The sequence below is a fragment of the Shewanella sp. SM21 genome (assembly GCF_025654335.1).
Taxonomy (GTDB): Bacteria; Pseudomonadota; Gammaproteobacteria; order Enterobacterales; family Shewanellaceae; genus Shewanella; species Shewanella oncorhynchi.
Map to the genome: position 1 here is coordinate 187,184 of NZ_JAKKRL010000006.1, position 20,614 is coordinate 207,797.

16 protein-coding genes and 1 tRNA gene are annotated in these 20,614 nt (G+C 46.3%); 4 read left to right on the forward strand and 13 right to left on the reverse strand.

From position 1 onward, the window contains the following. Positions 1 to 668 precede the first annotated feature (668 nt). Positions 669 to 745, reverse strand: a tRNA-Pro gene (locus tag L5L94_RS09900). A 311-nt stretch (positions 746 to 1,056) separates the two neighbouring features. After that, positions 1,057 to 2,541, reverse strand: coding sequence for an alpha/beta hydrolase (locus tag L5L94_RS09905; protein WP_263162980.1), 1,485 nt, complete (start codon positions 2,539 to 2,541; stop codon positions 1,057 to 1,059). 235 nt (positions 2,542 to 2,776) lie between these two features. Here L5L94_RS09905 and L5L94_RS09910 point away from each other — a divergent pair, with 235 nt between their 5' ends. Continuing rightward, positions 2,777 to 3,277: a DUF6942 family protein gene (locus L5L94_RS09910; protein ID WP_263162982.1), complete on the forward strand. Its 501-nt coding sequence runs from the start codon at positions 2,777 to 2,779 to the stop codon at positions 3,275 to 3,277. A 117-nt stretch (positions 3,278 to 3,394) separates the two neighbouring features. Here the strand turns inward: L5L94_RS09910 and nadE are convergent, their stop codons facing one another. The 10 genes from nadE to dapA form a co-directional block, all read right to left on the reverse strand. Beyond that, positions 3,395 to 4,225 carry an ammonia-dependent NAD(+) synthetase gene (gene nadE / locus L5L94_RS09915; protein ID WP_263162984.1) on the reverse strand — a complete coding sequence of 277 codons (831 nt, stop codon included), beginning with the start codon at positions 4,223 to 4,225 and terminating at the stop codon, positions 3,395 to 3,397. Positions 4,226 to 4,426: 201 nt separating this feature from the next. Beyond that, complete coding sequence (locus L5L94_RS09920) at positions 4,427 to 5,731, reverse strand: inosine/guanosine kinase (RefSeq protein ID WP_028759658.1); 1,305 nt, start codon at positions 5,729 to 5,731, stop codon at positions 4,427 to 4,429. Between the two features lie 164 nt (positions 5,732 to 5,895). Continuing rightward, on the reverse strand, positions 5,896 to 6,900 hold the full coding sequence (hemH, locus tag L5L94_RS09925) for a ferrochelatase (protein ID WP_263162986.1): 1,005 nt from the start codon (positions 6,898 to 6,900) through the stop codon (positions 5,896 to 5,898). Between the two features lie 112 nt (positions 6,901 to 7,012). Next, positions 7,013 to 7,657 carry an adenylate kinase gene (adk, locus tag L5L94_RS09930; RefSeq protein ID WP_028759655.1) on the reverse strand — a complete coding sequence of 215 codons (645 nt, stop codon included), beginning with the start codon at positions 7,655 to 7,657 and terminating at the stop codon, positions 7,013 to 7,015. Between the two features lie 140 nt (positions 7,658 to 7,797). Further along, positions 7,798 to 8,661: a co-chaperone YbbN gene (locus L5L94_RS09935; protein WP_263162988.1), complete on the reverse strand. Its 864-nt coding sequence runs from the start codon at positions 8,659 to 8,661 to the stop codon at positions 7,798 to 7,800. A 184-nt stretch (positions 8,662 to 8,845) separates the two neighbouring features. After that, on the reverse strand, positions 8,846 to 10,759 hold the full coding sequence (htpG, locus tag L5L94_RS09940; protein WP_028759653.1) for a molecular chaperone HtpG: 1,914 nt from the start codon (positions 10,757 to 10,759) through the stop codon (positions 8,846 to 8,848). 191 nt (positions 10,760 to 10,950) lie between these two features. Further along, positions 10,951 to 14,046: an efflux RND transporter permease subunit gene (locus L5L94_RS09945; protein ID WP_131523289.1), complete on the reverse strand. Its 3,096-nt coding sequence runs from the start codon at positions 14,044 to 14,046 to the stop codon at positions 10,951 to 10,953. After that, positions 14,043 to 15,125, reverse strand: coding sequence for an efflux RND transporter periplasmic adaptor subunit (locus L5L94_RS09950; RefSeq protein ID WP_198572356.1), 1,083 nt, complete (start codon positions 15,123 to 15,125; stop codon positions 14,043 to 14,045). Before L5L94_RS09950 ends, L5L94_RS09945 begins: the two co-directional genes overlap by 4 nt. Positions 15,126 to 15,493: 368 nt before the next feature. Continuing rightward, on the reverse strand, positions 15,494 to 16,591 hold the full coding sequence (gene bamC / locus L5L94_RS09955) for an outer membrane protein assembly factor BamC (RefSeq protein ID WP_263162990.1): 1,098 nt from the start codon (positions 16,589 to 16,591) through the stop codon (positions 15,494 to 15,496). Positions 16,592 to 16,594: 3 nt separating this feature from the next. Continuing rightward, a complete protein-coding gene (gene dapA / locus L5L94_RS09960) occupies positions 16,595 to 17,479 on the reverse strand; it encodes a 4-hydroxy-tetrahydrodipicolinate synthase (protein ID WP_263162991.1) in 885 nt (294 codons plus the stop codon). A 172-nt stretch (positions 17,480 to 17,651) separates the two neighbouring features. Here dapA and L5L94_RS09965 point away from each other — a divergent pair, with 172 nt between their 5' ends. Further along, positions 17,652 to 18,203 carry a glycine cleavage system protein R gene (locus L5L94_RS09965; protein WP_028759648.1) on the forward strand — a complete coding sequence of 184 codons (552 nt, stop codon included), beginning with the start codon at positions 17,652 to 17,654 and terminating at the stop codon, positions 18,201 to 18,203. A 3-nt stretch (positions 18,204 to 18,206) separates the two neighbouring features. Beyond that, positions 18,207 to 18,674, forward strand: a complete 468-nt coding sequence (bcp, locus tag L5L94_RS09970) for a thioredoxin-dependent thiol peroxidase (protein WP_263162992.1) — start codon at positions 18,207 to 18,209, stop codon at positions 18,672 to 18,674. Between the two features lie 244 nt (positions 18,675 to 18,918). Here bcp and L5L94_RS09975 read toward each other — a convergent pair whose 3' ends face one another. Next, complete coding sequence (locus L5L94_RS09975; protein ID WP_028759646.1) at positions 18,919 to 19,536, reverse strand: LysE/ArgO family amino acid transporter; 618 nt, start codon at positions 19,534 to 19,536, stop codon at positions 18,919 to 18,921. A gap of 125 nt (positions 19,537 to 19,661) precedes the next feature. On the opposite strand from L5L94_RS09975, the gene L5L94_RS09980 reads away from it, so the two are divergent. Beyond that, positions 19,662 to 20,597, forward strand: coding sequence for a LysR family transcriptional regulator ArgP (locus tag L5L94_RS09980; protein ID WP_263162993.1), 936 nt, complete (start codon positions 19,662 to 19,664; stop codon positions 20,595 to 20,597). Positions 20,598 to 20,614: the final 17 nt, after the last annotated feature.

Genomic DNA, 20,614 nt, shown 5'->3' on the forward strand with positions numbered 1-20,614 from the left:
GAGTCTTGAGGCTTTATGCAGGGTTTCTCAGTAATTCAACCTGATGAATAACAACGCAAAAAAACGCAAAATCGAACTTACATCGTAGAATGTTCTATCTCGGCGCAATGCTAAAGTAGCATGGGGGGCTTCGGAAAAAGGTAACTAGTGTAATCACATGGAAAAACAAGTTATAAGCTATTGATAATAATAGTTTATAAAGATTACCCTTTTAAGGTAATGAAAGGTAACCTTAAAGGTAATCTTTATTTAGGTATTTGAATTTATTCAACTATTTAAATACAAAATATTACTATCTAAAAAGGTAATATGATTACTCTTTAGTTACTATAAATGTTACCTTTATCGAAACGTAAATTACTCATAATTTCAATTACTTAAAATAGTCATTTTTTAAAGATTACTAAGGTTACCTTTTTCCGAAGCCCCCCCAGACTCTCTATTTAATAGATGACAATATCGACTCTCAAGCAGTCTAATAAATGCAAACTAAAGCTACTTTTGTTGCCCACATCATTAGCTTACGAACAAAACACTAATGCACTTTAATGGTTAGTTTTGATAGGAGGTTTTGCGAGTATTTTGCGAGAGTTTTGCGATGTGGAATTCTAAAACTAAAAAGCCCCACTTAAAAAGTGAGGCTTTTCATACTCTTAATAAGAGAAATTTGGTCGGTATGAGAGGATTCGAACCTCCGACCCCTGACACCCCATGACAGTGCGCTACCGGGCTGCGCTACATACCGAATTTTTAAGTATATTGCATACCTGTGCTGACTTAGCTAAATATAGTTTAGCAATAATCTTTACGGCTTTTGCTCAATTACTTATCACCTAAGATACTGTTTATGGGGTTTATCTTAAGCGAGCCAGAACTGTAGCAATTGCCTCGCAACTGCGCAAGGGCTTCATTACATCTCTTTGATCAACTGCTTAGTTTATGTTCTGAATGACACAATTTTCGTCGATAATGATTGATCGATACTGATTACGTCCATACTCAAACAGGATTTAGCTGCAGAACAGACATAATGACACCCGTTTACTAAATCATCATTCAATGCGAGTGCATATGGGCGAGTCGGTACTCATCCATGCGCTCGAGTAGATATGGGAAAAAGGGATTCCATTTCTGTCGTAACATTTCAGATGCTGACACACTATACAAGCCGCGCTCCCCCCGCGAAGCTGAGGCACCAATTTGGATCCGATGTAAATCAGGCTGAATAACAGCGCCATAGAGGCCATCATCCACACCAAAGGGGAGCGCAACATGGGATAAAGAATACACACCTGCTGGCCAATACAAATCTAATGCACGCGCTTGTTCCTTGCCTTCTGTGACCACGTTACCCAGCGCATCTAAACCAAAGCTGCGCGCCTGAACCTGCGTGGTTTCATTACTGATATTTTCCACCACAGTGCCGCGATAATGTAACTCAGGGTTATTAATGTTCGCCAATAAGCCCGCAAGCGGATCATTGGATACCATCTTGGCATTCACATCGAGTCGGTTCATATCAAACAGCACTAGCTCATGACCTTTTTCTGGCAATGTTTGATACAGATTATTCACCACCGCCGCGGTTGAAACGGTTGCATCCACTACCGACTGAAAGGTGAGTATCGACGGAACTTGCGCCCGTTGCTTCGGCGTTAATCCTGCCAATAAACCTTGGTTACGCAGGGCTAATTGATAAACTACATCGCCCGCATTAACCGCAAAAGAGGTGTATTTAAAGGGATCGTACTCAACTTGAATACTGTTCCATTGCAGTTTATCCAGCTCCAACAATCGTCCTATCCAACTCTGCCAGCGTGCAGCCGCCGCAGATGGCGCTAGCCCTATCGCGGGAGAGATAAAAATCATTCCATCATAATCAGGGGCTTTATCATGGCTTATACGTTCTAACTCATGGTTCAGCGCGACGGCAGCACCCGTCGAAAAAGCCACCACAAATAACGGTTTATCTTTCAGAGTTTGCCGCATATGCGCTGTGGCTAAATTCACTGCTGTGGCCAGATCTTGCCAATAAAGCTCAGTCAATCCACTTGGAATCGTGCCATGTCCTGGCAATCTTAAACCGAGCACATGGGCTTTACCTTTAAAGTGTACTGCCACATTGGATAGAGCATAAGGCGAATCCGACATACCGTGGAGCAGTAATACTCCAAATTCGGCATTAGCCACAGGCCATTCATAACTGCGATTCCAATTTTGTGGCCAGTGAGCAGGATCGGATAAGCTATTTTTGACATAGCGGTTCACGGGAGATAGTTCAGAGGCAGGAATCTTCTGTACAACTTTGCGCTCAACTTCGGCGAATAAGCGGTCTTCTAGCGCTAAGTACTCATTAAAATTGGCAAGTTTGGTATTGTAATGGAACTCATTTTTTAGCTCAACCGTATGCCAAAGTGACAGCTCAGGGCGCGCATTAAGAAAATAGATCCCTGTCGCGAGTAACGCCACCACTATGCCAATACTCGCATACACTGCAGCTAAAAATAGGTGTTTTGTCGAACCTATGATGATAGCCTTCATCGCTGTTCCTATATGAAGATAAAATGTGCAACTAGATTATACGGGTAGATAAAAACATCCTTCAAACGTTTTACCGCGATAAAAACCACTTAAACAGTACAATTTAATCACTCCAATTTAGTCACTTCAATTTAGTCACCCCAATTTACTCATCTCGCAATTTTATTAACTGCATAGGCCTTAATCGGGTTAGGATCGAAAATAGTCTTATGCCAACGAAACTTATACACTCTCGATGATAATCGGTAATCCACACGCTAGCTTCGCCTACTATCTTCCTACTGCGCCGCTGGTACCTGAGAGCTGGCATTACACTCAGCCAGATGCTGTCGCGACTCTTATAGCTCTCAATGGCAATCATTGGCGTAAGATCTTCACTATTATGGCAAAAGTCAGCGCGGTTGGAGAAGATTGGCGCAGCTATCGTGACCAAGTGTTACTTAAGCAAAATGAACTGCTCTGCATAGGCGCTATAGAGCTGATGGCAAATTCTAAGATTCATCTCATTGCGGGGCAAGTAGCTGCAAATGCTTTAGGGCTCACCATGTCCGTGAACGATTCCGGTGCGCAGCATTTAACTGCCCAAAATAAATCCATAACCGCACTTAAGCTGCCATCTTCGCCAGGACAGCATTGTGTACTCACGCCCTATTTGGATTATCGCCAATACCCAAACCAACTGATCGCCCTGACACGCCAACACTTAGCAACGCCAGAGCCCCAACACAGTGAATAATCCCATTATGATTGTGGTAACGGCTGTCACCACAGCATTAGTCACCAAATAACAAAGGCATAAAAAAGCACTCGTGAACAGAGTTCAAACGAGTGCATATTCAAGGACGATTCAGGGTTAGTCGTAAATGGTTGGAATAGGCTGACGTTTATGCTGCGTCGCCTTATAAATACCAATCAACTTGTCTTCAACCGCCTTGCCGACGTCTTTACCCTCAAGGAAATCATCGATTTGCGCATAGGTTAAGCCAAGCGCGACTTCATCTTCGAGTAACGGTTTATTGTCTTCTAAATCCGCGGTCGGCGCTTTATAGACTAACGATTCTGGCGCACCAAGATAAGCGGCAAGTTGACGAACTTGGCGCTTGTTAAGACCAAATAATGGCGCTAAATCGCAGGCACCATCGCCCCATTTAGTGTAAAAACCTGTGATATTTTCGGCGCTGTGATCTGTCCCTACCACAAGCCCGCCCACGAGTCCGGCGAGTTCGTATTGCGCTATCATCCGCATACGGGCTTTGACGTTACCCTTCACAAAATCAACCTTCGCCACATCGGGCAAAGGCAATCCAGCTTCGACTAACGCGGCAACGGTAGCGCTATGCACACCATCAACGCCTTGATGCACATTCACAGTGACCAACTTAGAGGGCTGAATAAACTGACAGGCTAATTGCGCCTCATGCTCATCTTTTTGGATCTGATAGGGTAATCGCACAGCGATAAACTGGTAACCGCCTTGGCTATTTTCTTGGTTTAAACTGTCCACCGCTAACTGACACAAACGCCCAGCAGTAGAAGAATCCACCCCACCGCTGATCCCTAATACCAATGCCTTGCTGCGTGCTTCTTTTAGTTTGGTTTTAATAAACGCGACACGACGTTGCACTTCGAACTCAGGCTCTATGGCCGTGAGTACCTTCATTTCTCTTAAGATTTGCGCTTTCACCGAAAATTCCACCTTAAATTATCGCTGTATTTGGACTACCTGAACCCAACTAACGTTAACATTTATTCGCAACTGCCTGTAGTTAAAATTAATGCTTAGTTAATTGATTATTGATAAACGCCATAAAAATAAGGGCAACAACGGTTTGCCGTTATTGCCCTAGCGTAAATCAGTTAGCTTAATACCAATACAGCTATCGACTTATCTTTCCCAGTAGGATTCTTCTAAGCTATCTTCGCGCTCAGGTAAACCACGGGATAAACGCGGGCTATGCTGGGCTAAGACTTCGTAGGCGACGCGGTTAGCGTACTTACACACTTGAGAAAACGAGGAATAACATAGTCCATCACGCTTATGTTTACTTGAGCCTGGCACGTTAGTCTTGTGGAAAGTATTGGCCGCCAGATCGTGCAATAACGCCGATAATGCGCCATCGCCAGCGCCATTAGTGTTACCGATTTTTTCAGGGCCGCCCATGTAAGGTGAAATGTGGGCAAAGACTTTGATTGGTGTTTCACAGTCACTTTTAAGCTTTGGACGGGAAAATTCATAACGATTAAATTCAGGGATAGCACCCGGCAACAGCGTGTGAGTCGTTTCGCGTTTTTCAGAATCTTCAGTATAACCCGCAGTATAAAGCCCGATTGGACCCGCTGTGGTTAATACCATGTCGCACCATTCCAAGGCTTTTTCACTGGCAAGCAGAGGATCCCGTGAACCCGTTAAGGCTTCACCTTCGTCTTCATTCATCGCCAAAATGGTGACATGTTCTTTGATGAAGTTTTGCCACCATTGTGGATCTTCTTCAATCAAGAAACGCGTGCCTAAGGTTAATACCACGGGAACTTCGGCGGCTTTTGCATATTCGATAGCGCACATGGCCGCATCGGTAATACGGTCGCCATCACTGGCGCGCATCAAATACGCGGTCAACACTAAGGCTGAACTGCCCTGCACCACGTCTTTATCGATAAATTCAGGTGTGAGTTTATCCATAGCGCCTTTGCTGATCGCAAATGTTCGCTCGCCGCACTCAGAAATCAGGGTAAAACAGCGACCGATAGGACCATCTACAGGTTGTAGAAAATTAAGGTCGACTTTAGAAGAGGTATTACATAAATAGCGGTAGGCGTAACTGCCCACTTCAATATTCTGACTCATAACCCCAAACAGCACTGAACGGTCATCGGCCAGAATAGAATAGTTGTGCACTGTGTTACCAATAGTGCCACCAGCAAATTCATCGCTAATCAAACCATGAATTTTTAACTCTGTGTAGAGTCTGTGGGCCTGTTCATCATTGATCAAGGTAGAATTGCCTTTGGGCAAGCCATAACGGCTCAGCAATTCGTCTTCCACTTTCGCTTCGATATCCACTAAGGTTTGATCAATACCGCTGATATAGGTCGCAAACGGCTGAGGCTGTTGAGTCAGCTGTTCAAGCAGCGGATCTCGGGTTTTAACCGGAAAATAATGTTTAGATTTACGCTGACCGGGAAACTTCATAGTGGCTCTCTTTTCCTGGCATCCATGCTAATTGGCGTCTGCCGAGGCGGTCAAGCCAAGCAGCATCCTAAAAATATTGAGTCTAGGCTAGCGAGACAAAAAAACCACCCCCTTAGCCGGAAGGGCGCAGATTCTATCACAAAATCAGTTCGAAGCCAGTGATCCTATACCCAAGATACAGCTTGTTCTTGGATTAATTGCCGTAATAATTCAATGTGTAACTCATCGTCGTTCAAACAAGGGATAAACCGATAGTCGCTGCCACCCGCATGTAAAAAGGTTTCCTTAGCACCAATGGAGATTTCTTCTAAGGTTTCGAGGCAATCGGTCGCAAACGCAGGGCAAATCACATCGACACTTTTGATCCCTTGCGCAGGTAACTCGGACAGTAATTTATCGGCGTAGGGCGTTAACCATTCTTCGCGGCCAAAGCGCGATTGGAAGCACACTTGCCATTGCGACTCGCTCAGCTCAAGTTTTTGCGCCAACAGTTTAGCCGTGACAAAACACTGCTCGCGGTATGGATCGCCCTCTTTCACATAACGCAGTGGAATACCATGAAATGACAAGAGCAACTTGTCGGCCTGCCCATGGGTTTTCCAGTGGCGCGTCACTGAATTCGCCAGCGCCGCTATATAAGCATCATGGTCAAAATAGTCTTTATTAAAGCGAACCTGAGGTATATCACGCACGGTTTTAAGATAACTGGCAACGGCATCGAACACACTTGCCACCGTCGAGCAGGAATATTGGGGATACAAAGGCAGCACAATAATGCGCCCTGCTCCTTGGTCTTTCAGGCGTTCAAATCCCGCATCGATGGAGGGATTACCGTAACTCATGCCCAGTTCAACCGGAATGGTCTGGTTAAAGGTAGCGCTTAAGTCCACCGCCAGTTTTTGTGCTTGGCGCTCACTTATCACCATCAAGGGCGAACCTTCTGGCGTCCACACGCTTTGGTAAAGTTTGGCGACTTTCATCGGACGGGTGTTGAGGATAATGCCGTTCAGCAGCGGTTGCCAAATCCACGGCGATAAATCGACGACACGCGGATCACTTAAAAACTGCCTTAAAAAGCGTTTAACGGCCTTAGGACTAGGTTGATCAGGCGTGCCGAGGTTAACCAATAACACACCAAAAGCAGGGGAAGGATTCAACGTTAGGCTCATGGTTAATGAAGTTCACTTGGAGGCTAACATTGCGATACCCATAAAAAAAGCCTGCATCGGCAGGCTTTTTCTTAATATGAGAACTTGTTCTCGTAAATTAACCTTTATTCGGTTATTTCAACACCCTAGCTAACTGCTCACTCACGGCCGCAACCGATTGAGTACCGTCAAACTTGTTGTATTGAGTTTGGCCAGCGGCAGCCACTTTACCGTAATATTCAACCAGCGGCTTAGTTTGCTCGTGATAAATCGCGAGGCGTTTACGCACTGTGCTTTCTTCATCATCTGGACGAATAGCTAAATCTTCGCCCGTCACGTCGTCTTTACCTTCCACCTTAGGTGGATTGAAAACCACATGGTAAACACGGCCAGAACCTGGGTGAACACGGCGACCGCTCATGCGCTTAACGATTTCTTCGTCTGGCACGTCGATTTCAATCACGTGATCAATGCTAATACCGTTTGCCGCCATCGCATCCGCCTGTGGGATGGTACGTGGGAAACCGTCTAACAAGAAACCTTTAACACAGTCTTCCTGTGCGATACGCTCTTTAACCAGACCGATGATCAGATCATCAGAAACCAGTTGACCAGCATCCATCACTTTTTTCGCTTCCAAACCCAGTGGAGTACCCGCTTTTACCGCGGCACGTAACATATCACCAGTGGAAATTTGTGGGATACCATACTGTTCCATAATGAACTGGGCCTGGGTACCTTTACCGGCACCTGGGGCGCCCAATAGGATAATGCGCATCTCAAGAGTCCTCTTTTCGCATTGATATTCTTCTTAGGGCGGCGATCTTCGCACATCTGGCCGCCATTGAGAAGGCTTTTAGCTTCGACTTTAGCCTCAGAAACCGCAAATAAACTGCGGTTCCTTAGGCATTTTTATTATTAATAGAGCAAGGTATAGAGTTTACGGCGGTATTGATTGGCTATGGGATTACCTTGGCCAAGTGCCGTTAATACTTCCATAAATACTTGTTTTACTGTGCCATTTTCAGCACCTAAATCTTTACTGAGCACACCGAATAACAGTTCTAATGCTTCATCATCGCGGTGGGCAGCATGCAATGCCTTACTCAGCTCGAGTAATAACACTAAATCTGTTGGATTTTGCTCAAACTTTTGCTGCAAATCGCGAATTTCAGGGGTATCCGCCGCATCCAAGGCAAGTGCGAGCTTAGCTTTTAAACTCTGGTAATAACCATCCTGGTCGGCAAGCCCTACCTTCTCAAGCATGGCTTGTGCTAACACTAATTCGCCCTGCATCAGATACACATCGGCAAGCACTAGACTCACCTCACCCGCTTGATTTGACCCTGTATGTGCTTCTTTAAGCAACACAGCTGCAGTAGCAAGATCTTCTGCGCTAACTTGACTCAGGGCGAGTAATGCTTTGGCCTGTGCTAACTGTAACTGCCACATAAGCGGTAAATATTTATCCAGCATAGCCGTGACTTGCGCCGCATCTTGCAGGCCAGCAAAACCATCTACAGGCTGACCTTTATCCAATACTAACGTGGTCGGTAGACTTTGAATGCGAAAGTAATTGGCAATTTCTAATTCGGCTTCACAGTCAACTTTTGCGAGCACGAATCGACCCGCATTTTGCGCGGCAATTTTCTCTAAGGTGTGCAGCATAGCCACACTTTGTTCCTGCGGCTGAGCCCAAAATGCTAACACCACGATCTGTTGCATCGAGGTGTCAACCACTTGCTGAATATTGTCTTTAGTCAGACTGAGGATATTATCCATAGTATTCCCTTAACATTTAAGGCCTCTATCATGGGAGGCCTTATTCTTTTAAAACTAAGCGTTAGAACCAAGTCTTAAAATCGAGTCTTACCGCTAACGGATTGAGTGACAGGCTAGGCGCAAACCACTCTTCCTGCACTAGAAACAATATCGGGGCCGTTCAAAGAAGGGCCCCGATAGTCATTTACTTCATGTTAGCCAGTAACATTTGGTTCATCAGCTTGATAAAGGCCGATGGGTCCGCAAGGCTACCTTTTTCAGATAATTGCGCCTGTTGCAGCAGCAGATTTGACCAATCCGCGAAGGCGGCCTCATCTTGAAGATCATTTAAGCGCGATACTAATGGGTGCGCTGGGTTGATCTCAAATGTCGGCTTCACTTCTGGCACAGGTTGACCCGCAGCTTGCATCAGCTTAATCATCTGAGTCGACATTTCGCCTTCACCCGCCACCACACAGGCTGGGGTGTCAGTTAAGCGTGACGTGACTTTCACATCCGCAACGGTTGAGCCTAATGCCGCTTTAATGCGTTCAACTAAAGCTACCGATTCTTGCTCAAGCTTTTCTTGCGCTTCTTTTTCAGATGCATCTTCTAGCTCGCCAAGTTCTAAATCACCACGGGTCACTGAGTGCAGTTGTTTCTCTTTGTACTCAGTTAAGTGGTTGATTAGCCACTCGTCGATACGCTCTGACATCAGTAAGACTTCAATGCCTTTCTTACGTAACAACTCTAAATGTGGGCTGTTAGCGGCGGCTTCATGGCTGTCGGCAACAATGTAATAAATCTTAGTTTGACCTTCTTTCATGCGGCTGATGTAGTCATCAAGTGACACAGTCGGCGCAGCACTGCCCGTGTGAGTCGAGGCAAAACGCAATAAGCCTGCAATACGCTCACGGTTGGCGAAATCTTCCGCAGGCCCTTCTTTCAGCACTTGACCAAATTCAGCCCAGAACTGTTGATATTTTTCCGCATCGTCTTTCGCCAGTTTTTCCAGCATGCCAAGCACACGTTTGGTGATACCAGTACGCATCGCTTTGGTCACGTGGTTATCCTGCAGAATTTCGCGGGATACGTTCAGCGGCAGATCGTTTGAGTCAATTAAGCCCTGCACGAAGCGCAGATAAGATGGCATAAATTGTTCAGCGTCATCCATGATGAACACACGTTGCACAAACAGTTTCAGGCCGTGCTTACGGTCGCGATTCCACATATCCCAAGGCGCTTTTGCAGGAATATACAATAGGTTAGTGTATTCTTGCTTACCTTCTACCCGATTATGACTCCACAGTAGTGCGTCGGTGTAATCGTGGGAAATGTGTTTGTAAAACTCTTGATACTCTTCGTCACTGATATCAGCTTTATTGCGCATCCACAAAGCCGTGGCTTTGTTCATGACTTTCCATTGACCTTCGGTCGCAGGAATTTTTTCGCCATCAGGACCATCACGCTCTGGCGAGCCTTCTTGCCACATTTCGACTGGCACAGAGATATGATCTGAGTATTTAGTGATGATCGAGCGCAGGCGCCAATCATCGGCAAATTCTTTTTCTTCGTCACGTAGGTGCAGCGTGATTTCAGTACCACGGCTCGCCTTAGTGATGGTATCAACGGTGAAGTTACCCTCGCCTTCTGATTCCCACAATACGGCTTCATCGGCCTTATGACCGGCAGCACGGGTGCGAACGGTGACTTTTTTCGCCACGATAAAAGCCGAATAGAAACCGACACCGAACTGACCGATTAGCTGTGAATCCTTTGAGGATTCGCCCGATAGATTCTTAAAGAAATCAGCGGTGCCTGATTTTGCGATTGTGCCTAAATGCTCAATCACGCCGTCGCGGGTCATACCCACGCCGTTATCTTCGATGGTCACAGTGCCTTTTTCTTTATCGGCACTGATACGGACTCGCAGTTCACCGTCGCCTTCATAGAGTGCGTCATTGGTCAACGCCAGATAACGCAGCTTGTCCGCCGCATCCGCAGCGTTGGAGACCAGTTCACGCAAGAAAATTTCTTTGTTGGAGTACAAAGAATGGATCATCAAATGCAACAGCTGTTTGACTTCTGTTTGAAAACCATGAGTTTCTTGTTGTGACATGAAATTTTCCTTTATTTGTTACGCAATTTGGTAAAAGTAACGCTTAGTGTTTACTAAATGGGGCTCCAAATTTGCTTTTCAAGGGCAAGGGCTAAAACGAGGTTCGAATGGCGAAAAATAAGGCGCTTGATGAATACCAAGCGCCTATGTGAGGACTTTAGTGTACTTTCAACATCAACCTGCACGAGGCGTTAGTCTTGGGCTAATTCTTTTTCTAACTGTTGAGCGATGGCTTCGGGCGATCCGCTGTTGCGGGCAAAGAGTCCATAAGCGGCGGGGATCACGAAGATAGTGAATAAGGTTGCCAGTAAAATCCCCGACAACACCACTACACCAATCACAAAACGAGTTTCAGCACCCGCGCCTACTGCCAATACCAATGGCACGGCGCCAGCGGCAGTGGTGATCCCTGTCATTAAGATAGGTCGTAACCGCTGCGCTGACGCTTGGATAATGGCCTTATCAAAATCAACGCCTTTATCCCGTAATTGGTTAGCAAACTCGACAATCAAGATGCCATTTTTCGCGGCTAACCCGACCAGCATAATAATGCCTATCTGACTGTAAATATTAAGACTCTGCCCCGTAAGCCACAAACCAATTAATGCTCCGACGGTAGCCAGCGGCACAGTAAGCATGATCACCACAGGGTGGATATAACTCTCAAACTGCGCCGCGAGCACGAGGAATACAATCCCCAGTGCGAGGATGAATACGAAGTACATAGAGCTACCCGACTCTTGATAATCGAGGGATTGGCCCTTGTAGCTAATCACCGCTTCCGCTGGCAAATAGGTACGCGCCAATTGATTCATATAATCAAGGGCTTCACCTAGACTATAACCATCTTCTAAACTGGCTTCTATAGTGATCGCACGCATACGATTGTAACGGTTCAGCGAACTGGCGTCGGCAAACTCCTCCACAGTCACTAAGTTAGACAGCGGAATAAGCTCCTGACTGCGCTCGGAACGAACATAGATATTTTGCAGATCCGCCGCGGTATTTTGATTATCGCGCTCGCCTTCAACGATCACATCGTATTCTTCACCGTCACGCATAAACGTCGTCACTAAGCGTGAGCCCAACATGGATTCCAACGTACGACCAATGTTTGAAATCGACACCCCAAGGCTCGCCGCTCTGTCTCTGTCGATGACGACACGAAGTTGAGGCTTAGTCTCTTTATAATCGTGATCTAATCCCAATAATTTAGGATTCTGTGCCGCCTTTTGCATCATGATATCGCGCCAGCGGGCAAGCTCTTCGTAGCTAGGTCCACCAATCACAAATTGCACAGGTTTACCTACGCCGCGACCAAAGGCTTGGCGCATTACAGGGAACGCTTGCACTCCGGCGAGATTGGCAAGACGCTTATTAATGTCGACGATAACTTCCTTTACTGGACGACGTTTGCCCCAGTCTTCCAGTACTATGATTGCCATACCGTTAGAGAAATCCGCCGCGCGGCCAAAGCCACGGGGGGCACGAATGAGCAGACGTTTGATATCACCCGTTTCGACCAATGGCATCAAACGGTTTTCCACTTCATTCATATAGGATTCTATGTATTCGTAACTCGCGCCCTGTGGCCCGTTGACCATCAAGAATAACGAACCACGGTCTTCCTGTGGCGCAAATTCTTGCGGTACTTTTTGGACTAAATAGACACTAGAGCCTAATGCGACTAACACCAGAATCGACACCAATATCGGGTGAGCCATGGCGGATTTTAAGGACAATTGATACCGGTTTGACACTTTTGTCATGATGCCGTCGACCTTACGCACCAACCAAGAATCCTGCGAGCTCGGCTTAAGCAACTTAGAGCACATCATGGGCGTGAGAGTGAGCGCCACTAGGCTAGAGAACAGCACTGCCGCACTCATGGTCACGGCAAACTCTTTAAAGAGTTTACCTAAATCACCCTCAAGGAAAGTGATTGGCATAAATACCGCGACCAACACGAGTGTAGTCGCGATAACAGCAAAAGCCACTTCACGCGCACCGAGAAAAGCAGCTTTGAGTGGTGAATCTCCTTCCTCGATACGTCTATGGATGTTTTCCAGCATCACAATCGCATCATCCACCACCATACCAATGGCGAGGATCATTGCCAATAAGGTCAAGAGGTTAATGGTATAACCTAGCGCATACAGCACAATAAAGGTGCCGAGCAGAGACACAGGCACAGTGATCGCAGGGATCAACATAGCGCGCACACTGCCAAGGAACAGATAAATCACGATAATCACTAAAATCATCGCAGTGAACAGGGTTTGATACACTTCTTTAATCGAGGCTTCGATAAACACTGAGCTATCGTAGCTGCGTTTAATCGACATCCCCGCTGGCAAAGTCGGGTTGATTTTGTCAACCAGCGCGTTCACTGCGCGCGCCACTTCTAACGTATTGGCGGTTGACTGTTTAGACACGCCTAAACCTATCATTGCCTCTTTGTTGCCACGGAACATAATCCGCTCTTCATCAGAGCCAATTTCCACCCGCGCGACATCGCTCAGTTTGACTAAATAACCGTCTTCCCCTTGGGTGATCACTAAGTTTGCGAAATCTTCGGCAGTGCGATAACCCCGCTCCAGTCGCACTGTAAAGTGCCGCTCCTTCGACTCTATCGAACCTGCAGGTAACTCGACGTTCTCAGCTCTGAGCGCGGCCTCAACATCGGCAACCGTTAAACTGCGAGAAGCCAAGGCTTGTCTGTCAAGCCAAACGCGCATGGCGTAAACCTTACCGCCACCAATACGCATCCGCGCCACACCATCGACCACCGAAAAGCGGTCCGACAAATAACGGTTGGTGTAATCGGTCAATTCTAGGGTCGTCATTTGATCTGACACAAGATTGAGCCACATGATCACTTCATCACTGCCATTGGCCTTTTGTACTTCTGGGGGATCTGCTTCATCGGGTAAATTGTCGAGTAAACCTGAGATCCTATCGCGCACATCGTTAGCTGCATCTTCAATATTACGACTAATATCAAACTCTAAGGTAACCGATGAGCGGCCATCACTGCTCGATGAACTCACGTGACGAATGCCTTCGACGCCACTGATCCTGTCTTCGATCAATTGGGTAATGCGGCTTTCCACCACGGCAGCACTGGCACCGCGGTAATTCGTGTCGATAGATACCACTGGCGGATCTATATTCGGGTATTCGCGCAGGGGTAATTTATCAAAGGAGACAAGCCCGAAAGCGACCAGCAGCAAGCTGATCACTGAGGCAAATACGGGACGTTTAACCGAGAGATCAGTAAGGATCATACACTTGGCTCCGCGTTCGTATCGGCAAGATAACTAAACTTTTCCGCGAACTCAGTTTGCACTTTATCCCCAGGATGAACTTTCAGTAAGCCGCGGATGACCACGTTTTCGCCCAAGGCTAAACCATCTAAGATCTCCACCCAGCCACGGGTGCGAATACCAATAGTCACTTGTTTACGTTCAATCACCTTGTCGGCATTGACGCTGTAAACATAATGGCTGTTTTGGATCGGGATAATGGCAGATTCAGGCAACATCAAGGCCTCGCGGCTACGCTTGATGAGTTTAACCTTCATCAACATGCCCGGTAATAAACGCAGCTCAGGATTTGGGATTTCGGCGCGAACGATCACTGTGCGCGTGGTTGGATTCACGCGGCTATCAATCGATGTCACCACACCTTTGAAAGTCACATCAGGGAAAGCGACCGCTTTGGCTTCCACCTTTTTACCTGGCTCTAAATCTTGAATAAAGCGCTCTGGCACTGAAAAATCGAGCTTAATGGTAGAAATATCATCCAATGTCGTAATCACAGTGCCGGGCGACACTAAGCTGCCCACACTGATTTGACGTAAACCTAAACGGCCATTAAAAGGCGCCAGAATACTGCGATCATTGAGTGATGATTGTGCCTGTTCGAGCTCGGCACGGGTGGTATCAATAAGGGTTTGTAATCTATCGCGTTCTAACTCGGCCACAGTGCGGCTAGTCACCAACGAACTGATCCGAGCTAATTCACGTTGATTATCACTGACTTTGACTTGCGCGGCTTTAACCTTAGCGATCTGCTCAGCATTTTGCAGTTGGACTAATAACTCACCCTTTTTAACGATATCGCCGTCGTCAAATTTAAGCGCTATCACCATGTCGGTGACTTTAGGCGTTATCGTTACAGATTCTGCGGCTTTATTGCTACCAATAGCTTCAACTTCATCGCGAATGGGCGCCATAGCGGCAGTGGCAATCACCACATTAGGTATGAGTTTAATCTGGGCTGCAGCAATCTCTTGCGGTTGCATGGCTTGGTATCCAAACCATGCCGCGGCCAATATGGCGATTATTAGAATAATTTTTTTCATCGGGCTTCCAAGGAATGACTCGCATTAATGACGGCTAGTTTACTCACTCACATCATCGCATCAATACGTTTTACTTTTTCTTACAAATTACGCTGATAGCGCAAAATATGTATGATTAAGTGTCTTTGGCGATATCAATGGTTGAGTAGCCAGAATGCAGTACGATAACAAGGTTGTTAAGTGATTAATTTTACTTATCGCCACTAAATCAACATTTATCACTAAAACCATTTGAAAAAGATTGGTATATAGATAATTAAATCCTGAAACACAGATCGCCTAGATAATCGACAATCCCCTGCTTAAAACTCAAATCGCAGCCAATAAAAAAGGGCGATAATTCGCCCTTTTCTAGTCAACTGCTGAAATTAACGTATTTGACGTTCTTCTTTCATCAGGTTTGACAGTGACTGGTACACATTGCTAACCACTTCATCGCTTAATGGCTGATCTTCGCCATCACGAAGGAAGATTTTCGTTTCTTCTGGAGTATCACCATCTTCAAGCAGTAAACGGTAGCTACCTTCTTTCAGTGCTAACTTATCTTCGCCCCACAATGAACTCCAGAAACCAGAGTTATCGTCAAACTTGATAAAGTACAATCCTTTAGCACTATCCATATCGGCAATTTCAAAGCCCATTTCAGGTAGCACTATGCGTAGACGATCCCATACTTGCTTGTAAGAGGCTTTAGCAGACCAGTAAGCTTTACCTTCTTCAGGCGTCACGAGATCTACATTAATACCTAAGGTTTGCTTCAAACGATTCGATTGAATCGCTTGGTCGCGCTTAACGCTGATATACGCAATGGCGCTGTTCAGCATATCAATAGTGTATCTTTGCTTATCTTCACCGCTTAATAAAACTTGTTGCGCTTTATCGTCGTAGAACTCTTCGTGTTCAACTAAGTGAATAACGATATTGGCAGTGCGACCATGTGGACGTGTTTCCACATCAAAACGATAGCGTTGGCGCAACAGATAAACTTTATCCGAGCCCCACATGCTCGATTCAATCACTTCACGGCTTTCAATCCAATCGGTTTCTATGTTGCCTTTGTCAAAATCACGGCTACGAACAGCAATACCTTTTTGAGCAAAGAAACCATCTAAGTTTGTGAAGATTTCTTGTTTCAAATCCACAGCATTGTCGATGGATTCAACCACGATTTTAATGTTGTCACTGCCCTCTTCCACATGAGTACCTTCCGCCATTGGCAGTACTTGCAGTGGCGGACGGATATCTAAGTTTTTGCCATACAGCGAAGCATTCACTTTAGAACCCAGTGCTGGTACATCGAATTCTTTATTGTAGGGTGGCGTTTTTAATCCCGCGGGGATCTTAAGCAAAGGCGCTTGCTCGGCCTGAACATAGTCGTCGTTACCGTTCGCTTGGCGGCGATCAAGTGGCGAACTACAGGCTGCAACCGCAGCAACTAAGATCAGTGGAGTGACTTTCTTTAACATTAATTATTTAACCTCTATCTGGGCACGAGTCATTGCTTCTATCAACAGACCATGACATTGCTCAGAAAGTTCAGTCAAAGGTAAACGAATATGGCCACATTTAATCAACCCCATACGATGGGCAGCCCATTTTACTGGGATAGGGTTGGCTTCACAAAACAGTGTGCTATACAAACCGCGCAGCGGGGTATCTATGCTCTGAGCCAACTCGGCATTGCCAGCGAGCGCCGCATCACACATAGCTTTAAAAGCCTTTGGTACTATGTTGTTAGCCACAGAAATTACGCCATTTCCACCTAAGAGTAAAAACTCTCTGGCAGTGGCATCATCACCGCTATACAAGAGGAAATCGTCGCCGCACAGTTCGCGCAGACGTTTTACACGGGATAAGTCACCGGTCGCCTCTTTTACACCAATAATGTTGCTCACGCTAACAAGCTCGGCAACGGTTTCTGGCAGCATATCAACGGCAGTACGGCCTGGAACATTATAAAGAATTTGTGGAATATCTGTGCTAGCGGCCACGGCTTTATAATGCGCAATCAATCCCTTAGGCGTTGGCTTATTATAATATGGCGTTACACCAAGCATAGCGGCAACACCCACCTTAGATAAGGACTTGGTGAGCTCAACGGCTTCAGATGTGGCATTGGCGCCATTGCCACCAATGACAGGAACACGTCCTGCAGCAAATTTAACGGTTTGTGAAACGACCGCTACATGCTCAGGCATAGGCAGAGTCGCTGACTCGCCAGTAGTACCAACGGCCACAATGGCATCTGTGCCTTGGTCAATATGGAATTCGACTAACCTTTCAAGACTTGCAAAATCTACTGAGCCATCACTGTTCATTGGCGTGATTAAGGCTACGATGCTTCCGTTTATCATCTGACTTTCCCCAAGATTTCAGGATTCGCTATGGTACTGATGCCAACCACTAATGACAAGCATTAACGGGGCTCTCAAATTGAATTAGTTATGGTAGCATTACATCCCGCACAAAAACTCAGCTTTAACCCTGAGTTTTCGCTCTATGATATCGAAAAAGTGAGGAAAATTCATGACCAATTTCCTGGTCGTAACAGCGATGGGTCTCGACCGTCCTGGACTTGTAAGTAAACTAGCTCGACTTGCCAGTGACTGTGACTGCGATATCGTCGACAGCCGTATGGCATTATTTGGTAACGAATTTACCCTGATCATGATGTTGTCTGGCTCGTGGGCATCAATAACGAAAATTGAAAGTATGTTCCCCAGTCTCAGCGTTGAGTTAGAACTGCTGACGGTGATGAAACGCACCTCTAAACACACACCACAAAACTACCTTTCTCGCCTCGAAGTACGCTTCACGGGTAAAGACCAACGCGGCACCATTAAACGCATTACCCAGTTCCTTGCTGACAGGTCATTAGATCTTGCCGCAGTACGTTCATTTTCTGAGGAACTCCCCGGTGGTGAACAAACGCAAAATGTGTCGCTAACTATTAATATTCCTGAAAAAGTTGAACTAGAAAAGCTCGAACAGAGTATCTATCAGCTCGCCCAAGATATGACCTTAGATTGTACTATTCGTCGTATGGAAGGCACTGCCATCTTAGAGGACAGAGGATAATAGATGAATACCTTAACGGCTGGGGCAAAAGCGCCTCACTTTACACTGCAAGATCAACATGGCAACTCAGTATCGCTGGCAGACAGCCTTAAGCAAGGCCCTGTTTTAGTGTATTTTTACCCAAAAGCATCAACCCCGGGTTGCACAGTTCAAGCCTGCGGCCTACGTGACAGTAAAGCCGAGCTCGATAGTCAAAATGTCACTGTATTTGGCATTAGCCCAGATCCTGTGGCTAAACTGGCTAAATTTGCAGAGAAACAAGCACTCAACTTCACTTTGTTGAGCGATGAAGACCACAGTGTCGCCGACGCTTTTGGGGTCTGGGGTGAAAAGAAATTCATGGGAAAAACCTATGATGGCATCCACAGATTAAGCTTCCTTATCAATACTGACGGCACCATCGCCCACGTATTCGATAAGTTTAAAACCAAAGATCACCATGAAGTCGTACTCGCGCAAATCGCGGGTTAATGACTAATATGACGACGAATACAAGGCTTCAAGCTGCTGCTTTAATCGGCACAAAAGTGTAAACGTTGTCAGTTGGTCTTGGTAGCCTGAATAAATAATCGGCAATCGATAACGAAAAGGTCCTGAAATCAGGACCTTTTTCATGAAAAATTTTCACTTTCATATCACAAGATACGTTCTAACCGAGCAAAAAAACCGCAAAAGTATTCAGCTATGCCCGTATTCGATGGCATCCCAACACCGGTTATCCTGCCACATAGGGCCAAATAATCGCAGCGGCAATGCTCCACATGGTTAACCAAATAAAACGGTCAAGATAACGCCATGCCGCTGGGCGAGTAAAAATGGGCGCTAACAAACGCGCACCAAAACTTAAGCCAAAAAACCAAATAAATGATGCCAGTACGGCACCCGCGCCAAACCAAGGTCGATCAAAATCATCAAATTGAGTGCTAATGCTGCCGAGCAACACCACAGTATCAAGATACAAATGCGGATTAAGCAAACTGATCCCAAGCGTCGTCAGTACGGCTTTCTTAAATGTGTCCGCATTATCGGCCTGATCCATCTCAATGCCCTTAGCCACAAACGACGCCTTTAGCGCATTCGCACCATACCAGAGTAGAAACGCGGCGCCACCGAAACTCGCCACATGCTTAATGGTCGGGAAAGATTCAATAATGTGCCCCAGCCCCGCCACACCCGCAGTGATCATCAGCGCATCAATGATAGAGCAGAGCAAGGCAATCGGTAACGGGTATGAGCGCTTGATGCCTTGCTTGAGCACAAAGGCATTTTGCGCGCCCACAGCAATAATCAAACTCCCACCAATCCCCATACCCTGTATAAATGCCGCTTGCATAACCACCTCTCATGTTCAAAGAAGGCGCTAGCATAGTCAAAACAACAAAATTAATATAACTAATGTTTTTTATGTATCATAAGTAAAATTAATAACCGTCCAAATACACTCATTTGAGGATGACTATGCTGGAATACGCGAATCTCAAAGCGCTCGCCGTTGTGGTCTCGGAAGGCGGCTTCGACCGCGCTGCCAAAGTGCTGCACATCACCCAGTCGGCGGTATCACAGCGCATTCGACAACTTGAAGAAAAAGTTGGTCAGTCACTGCTTATTCGCTCCAATCCTGTGGTCGCAACGCCCACAGGTAAGCGCCTGCTGCGCCACTATTCACAGGTACAATTACTAGAGAGTGAATTAAGAGCTGAGATGGACGCCGACGATCCCAACCATCCAACCACAGTGCGCATCGCTGTGAATGCCGACAGTTTGGCCACGTGGTTTTTACCTGCGCTAGCAGGCATGTTCAGTCGCCACGCTTGGTTATTGGAATTAATTGTCGATGATGAGTCTTACACCCATCATCTATTGAAAAATGGTGAAGCGGTCGGATGTGTCACCACAACCGAAGTGCCGATGGCGGGTTGCAGCAGTGAGTTTTTAGGCACCATGGAATATTTGTGTGTGGCCACACCCGAATTTGCTGCGCGCTATTTTGGCGACCTGAGCGATACTCCATCATTTAGTGACACCTCGTCATTCAACACCATCAACCAAGCTCAGTTAGCAAAGGCGCCAGCGGTAGTGTTCTCCACCAAAGACAAACTACATGAGAAGTTTCTCGCCCAGTATTTCAATATGACGCCAGGGCAATGGTGGCAACATACTATCCCCTCTTCCGAGAGCTTTTTAGAAGCGATTAACTTGAGTTTAGGTTATGGGCTCGTTGGGCATTTACAAGCTAAACCATTAATCGATAAAGGGATACTGATTGAGATCACCCCAGAACGGCGCATGCGCGTGCCGCTGTTTTGGCAGCATTGGAATATCAAAGCAAAACAAACGACACTGGTTTACCGTGCCCTTGCGGCAACCGCGCAGCATAATTTGCTGCAGGCATAAAAAATCGGGCTCAAACC

Coding starts and splice junctions, on each gene's coding strand:
- dapA (WP_263162991.1), bottom strand. CDS start 17,479: ATGATAAACGGAAGCATCGTAGCCTTAATCACGCCAATGAACAGTGAT.
- L5L94_RS09965 (WP_028759648.1), top strand. CDS start 17,652: ATGACCAATTTCCTGGTCGTAACAGCGATGGGTCTCGACCGTCCTGGA.
- L5L94_RS09905 (WP_263162980.1), bottom strand. CDS start 2,541: ATGAAGGCTATCATCATAGGTTCGACAAAACACCTATTTTTAGCTGCA.
- L5L94_RS09975 (WP_028759646.1), bottom strand. CDS start 19,536: ATGCAAGCGGCATTTATACAGGGTATGGGGATTGGTGGGAGTTTGATT.
- L5L94_RS09935 (WP_263162988.1), bottom strand. CDS start 8,661: ATGGATAATATCCTCAGTCTGACTAAAGACAATATTCAGCAAGTGGTT.
- bamC (WP_263162990.1), bottom strand. CDS start 16,591: ATGTTAAAGAAAGTCACTCCACTGATCTTAGTTGCTGCGGTTGCAGCC.
- adk (WP_028759655.1), bottom strand. CDS start 7,657: ATGCGCATTATCCTATTGGGCGCCCCAGGTGCCGGTAAAGGTACCCAG.
- L5L94_RS09945 (WP_131523289.1), bottom strand. CDS start 14,046: ATGATCCTTACTGATCTCTCGGTTAAACGTCCCGTATTTGCCTCAGTG.
- L5L94_RS09920 (WP_028759658.1), bottom strand. CDS start 5,731: ATGAAGTTTCCCGGTCAGCGTAAATCTAAACATTATTTTCCGGTTAAA.
- L5L94_RS09980 (WP_263162993.1), top strand. CDS start 19,662: ATGCTGGAATACGCGAATCTCAAAGCGCTCGCCGTTGTGGTCTCGGAA.
- htpG (WP_028759653.1), bottom strand. CDS start 10,759: ATGTCACAACAAGAAACTCATGGTTTTCAAACAGAAGTCAAACAGCTG.
- hemH (WP_263162986.1), bottom strand. CDS start 6,900: ATGAGCCTAACGTTGAATCCTTCCCCTGCTTTTGGTGTGTTATTGGTT.
- bcp (WP_263162992.1), top strand. CDS start 18,207: ATGAATACCTTAACGGCTGGGGCAAAAGCGCCTCACTTTACACTGCAA.
- L5L94_RS09950 (WP_198572356.1), bottom strand. CDS start 15,125: ATGAAAAAAATTATTCTAATAATCGCCATATTGGCCGCGGCATGGTTT.
- L5L94_RS09910 (WP_263162982.1), top strand. CDS start 2,777: ATGATAATCGGTAATCCACACGCTAGCTTCGCCTACTATCTTCCTACT.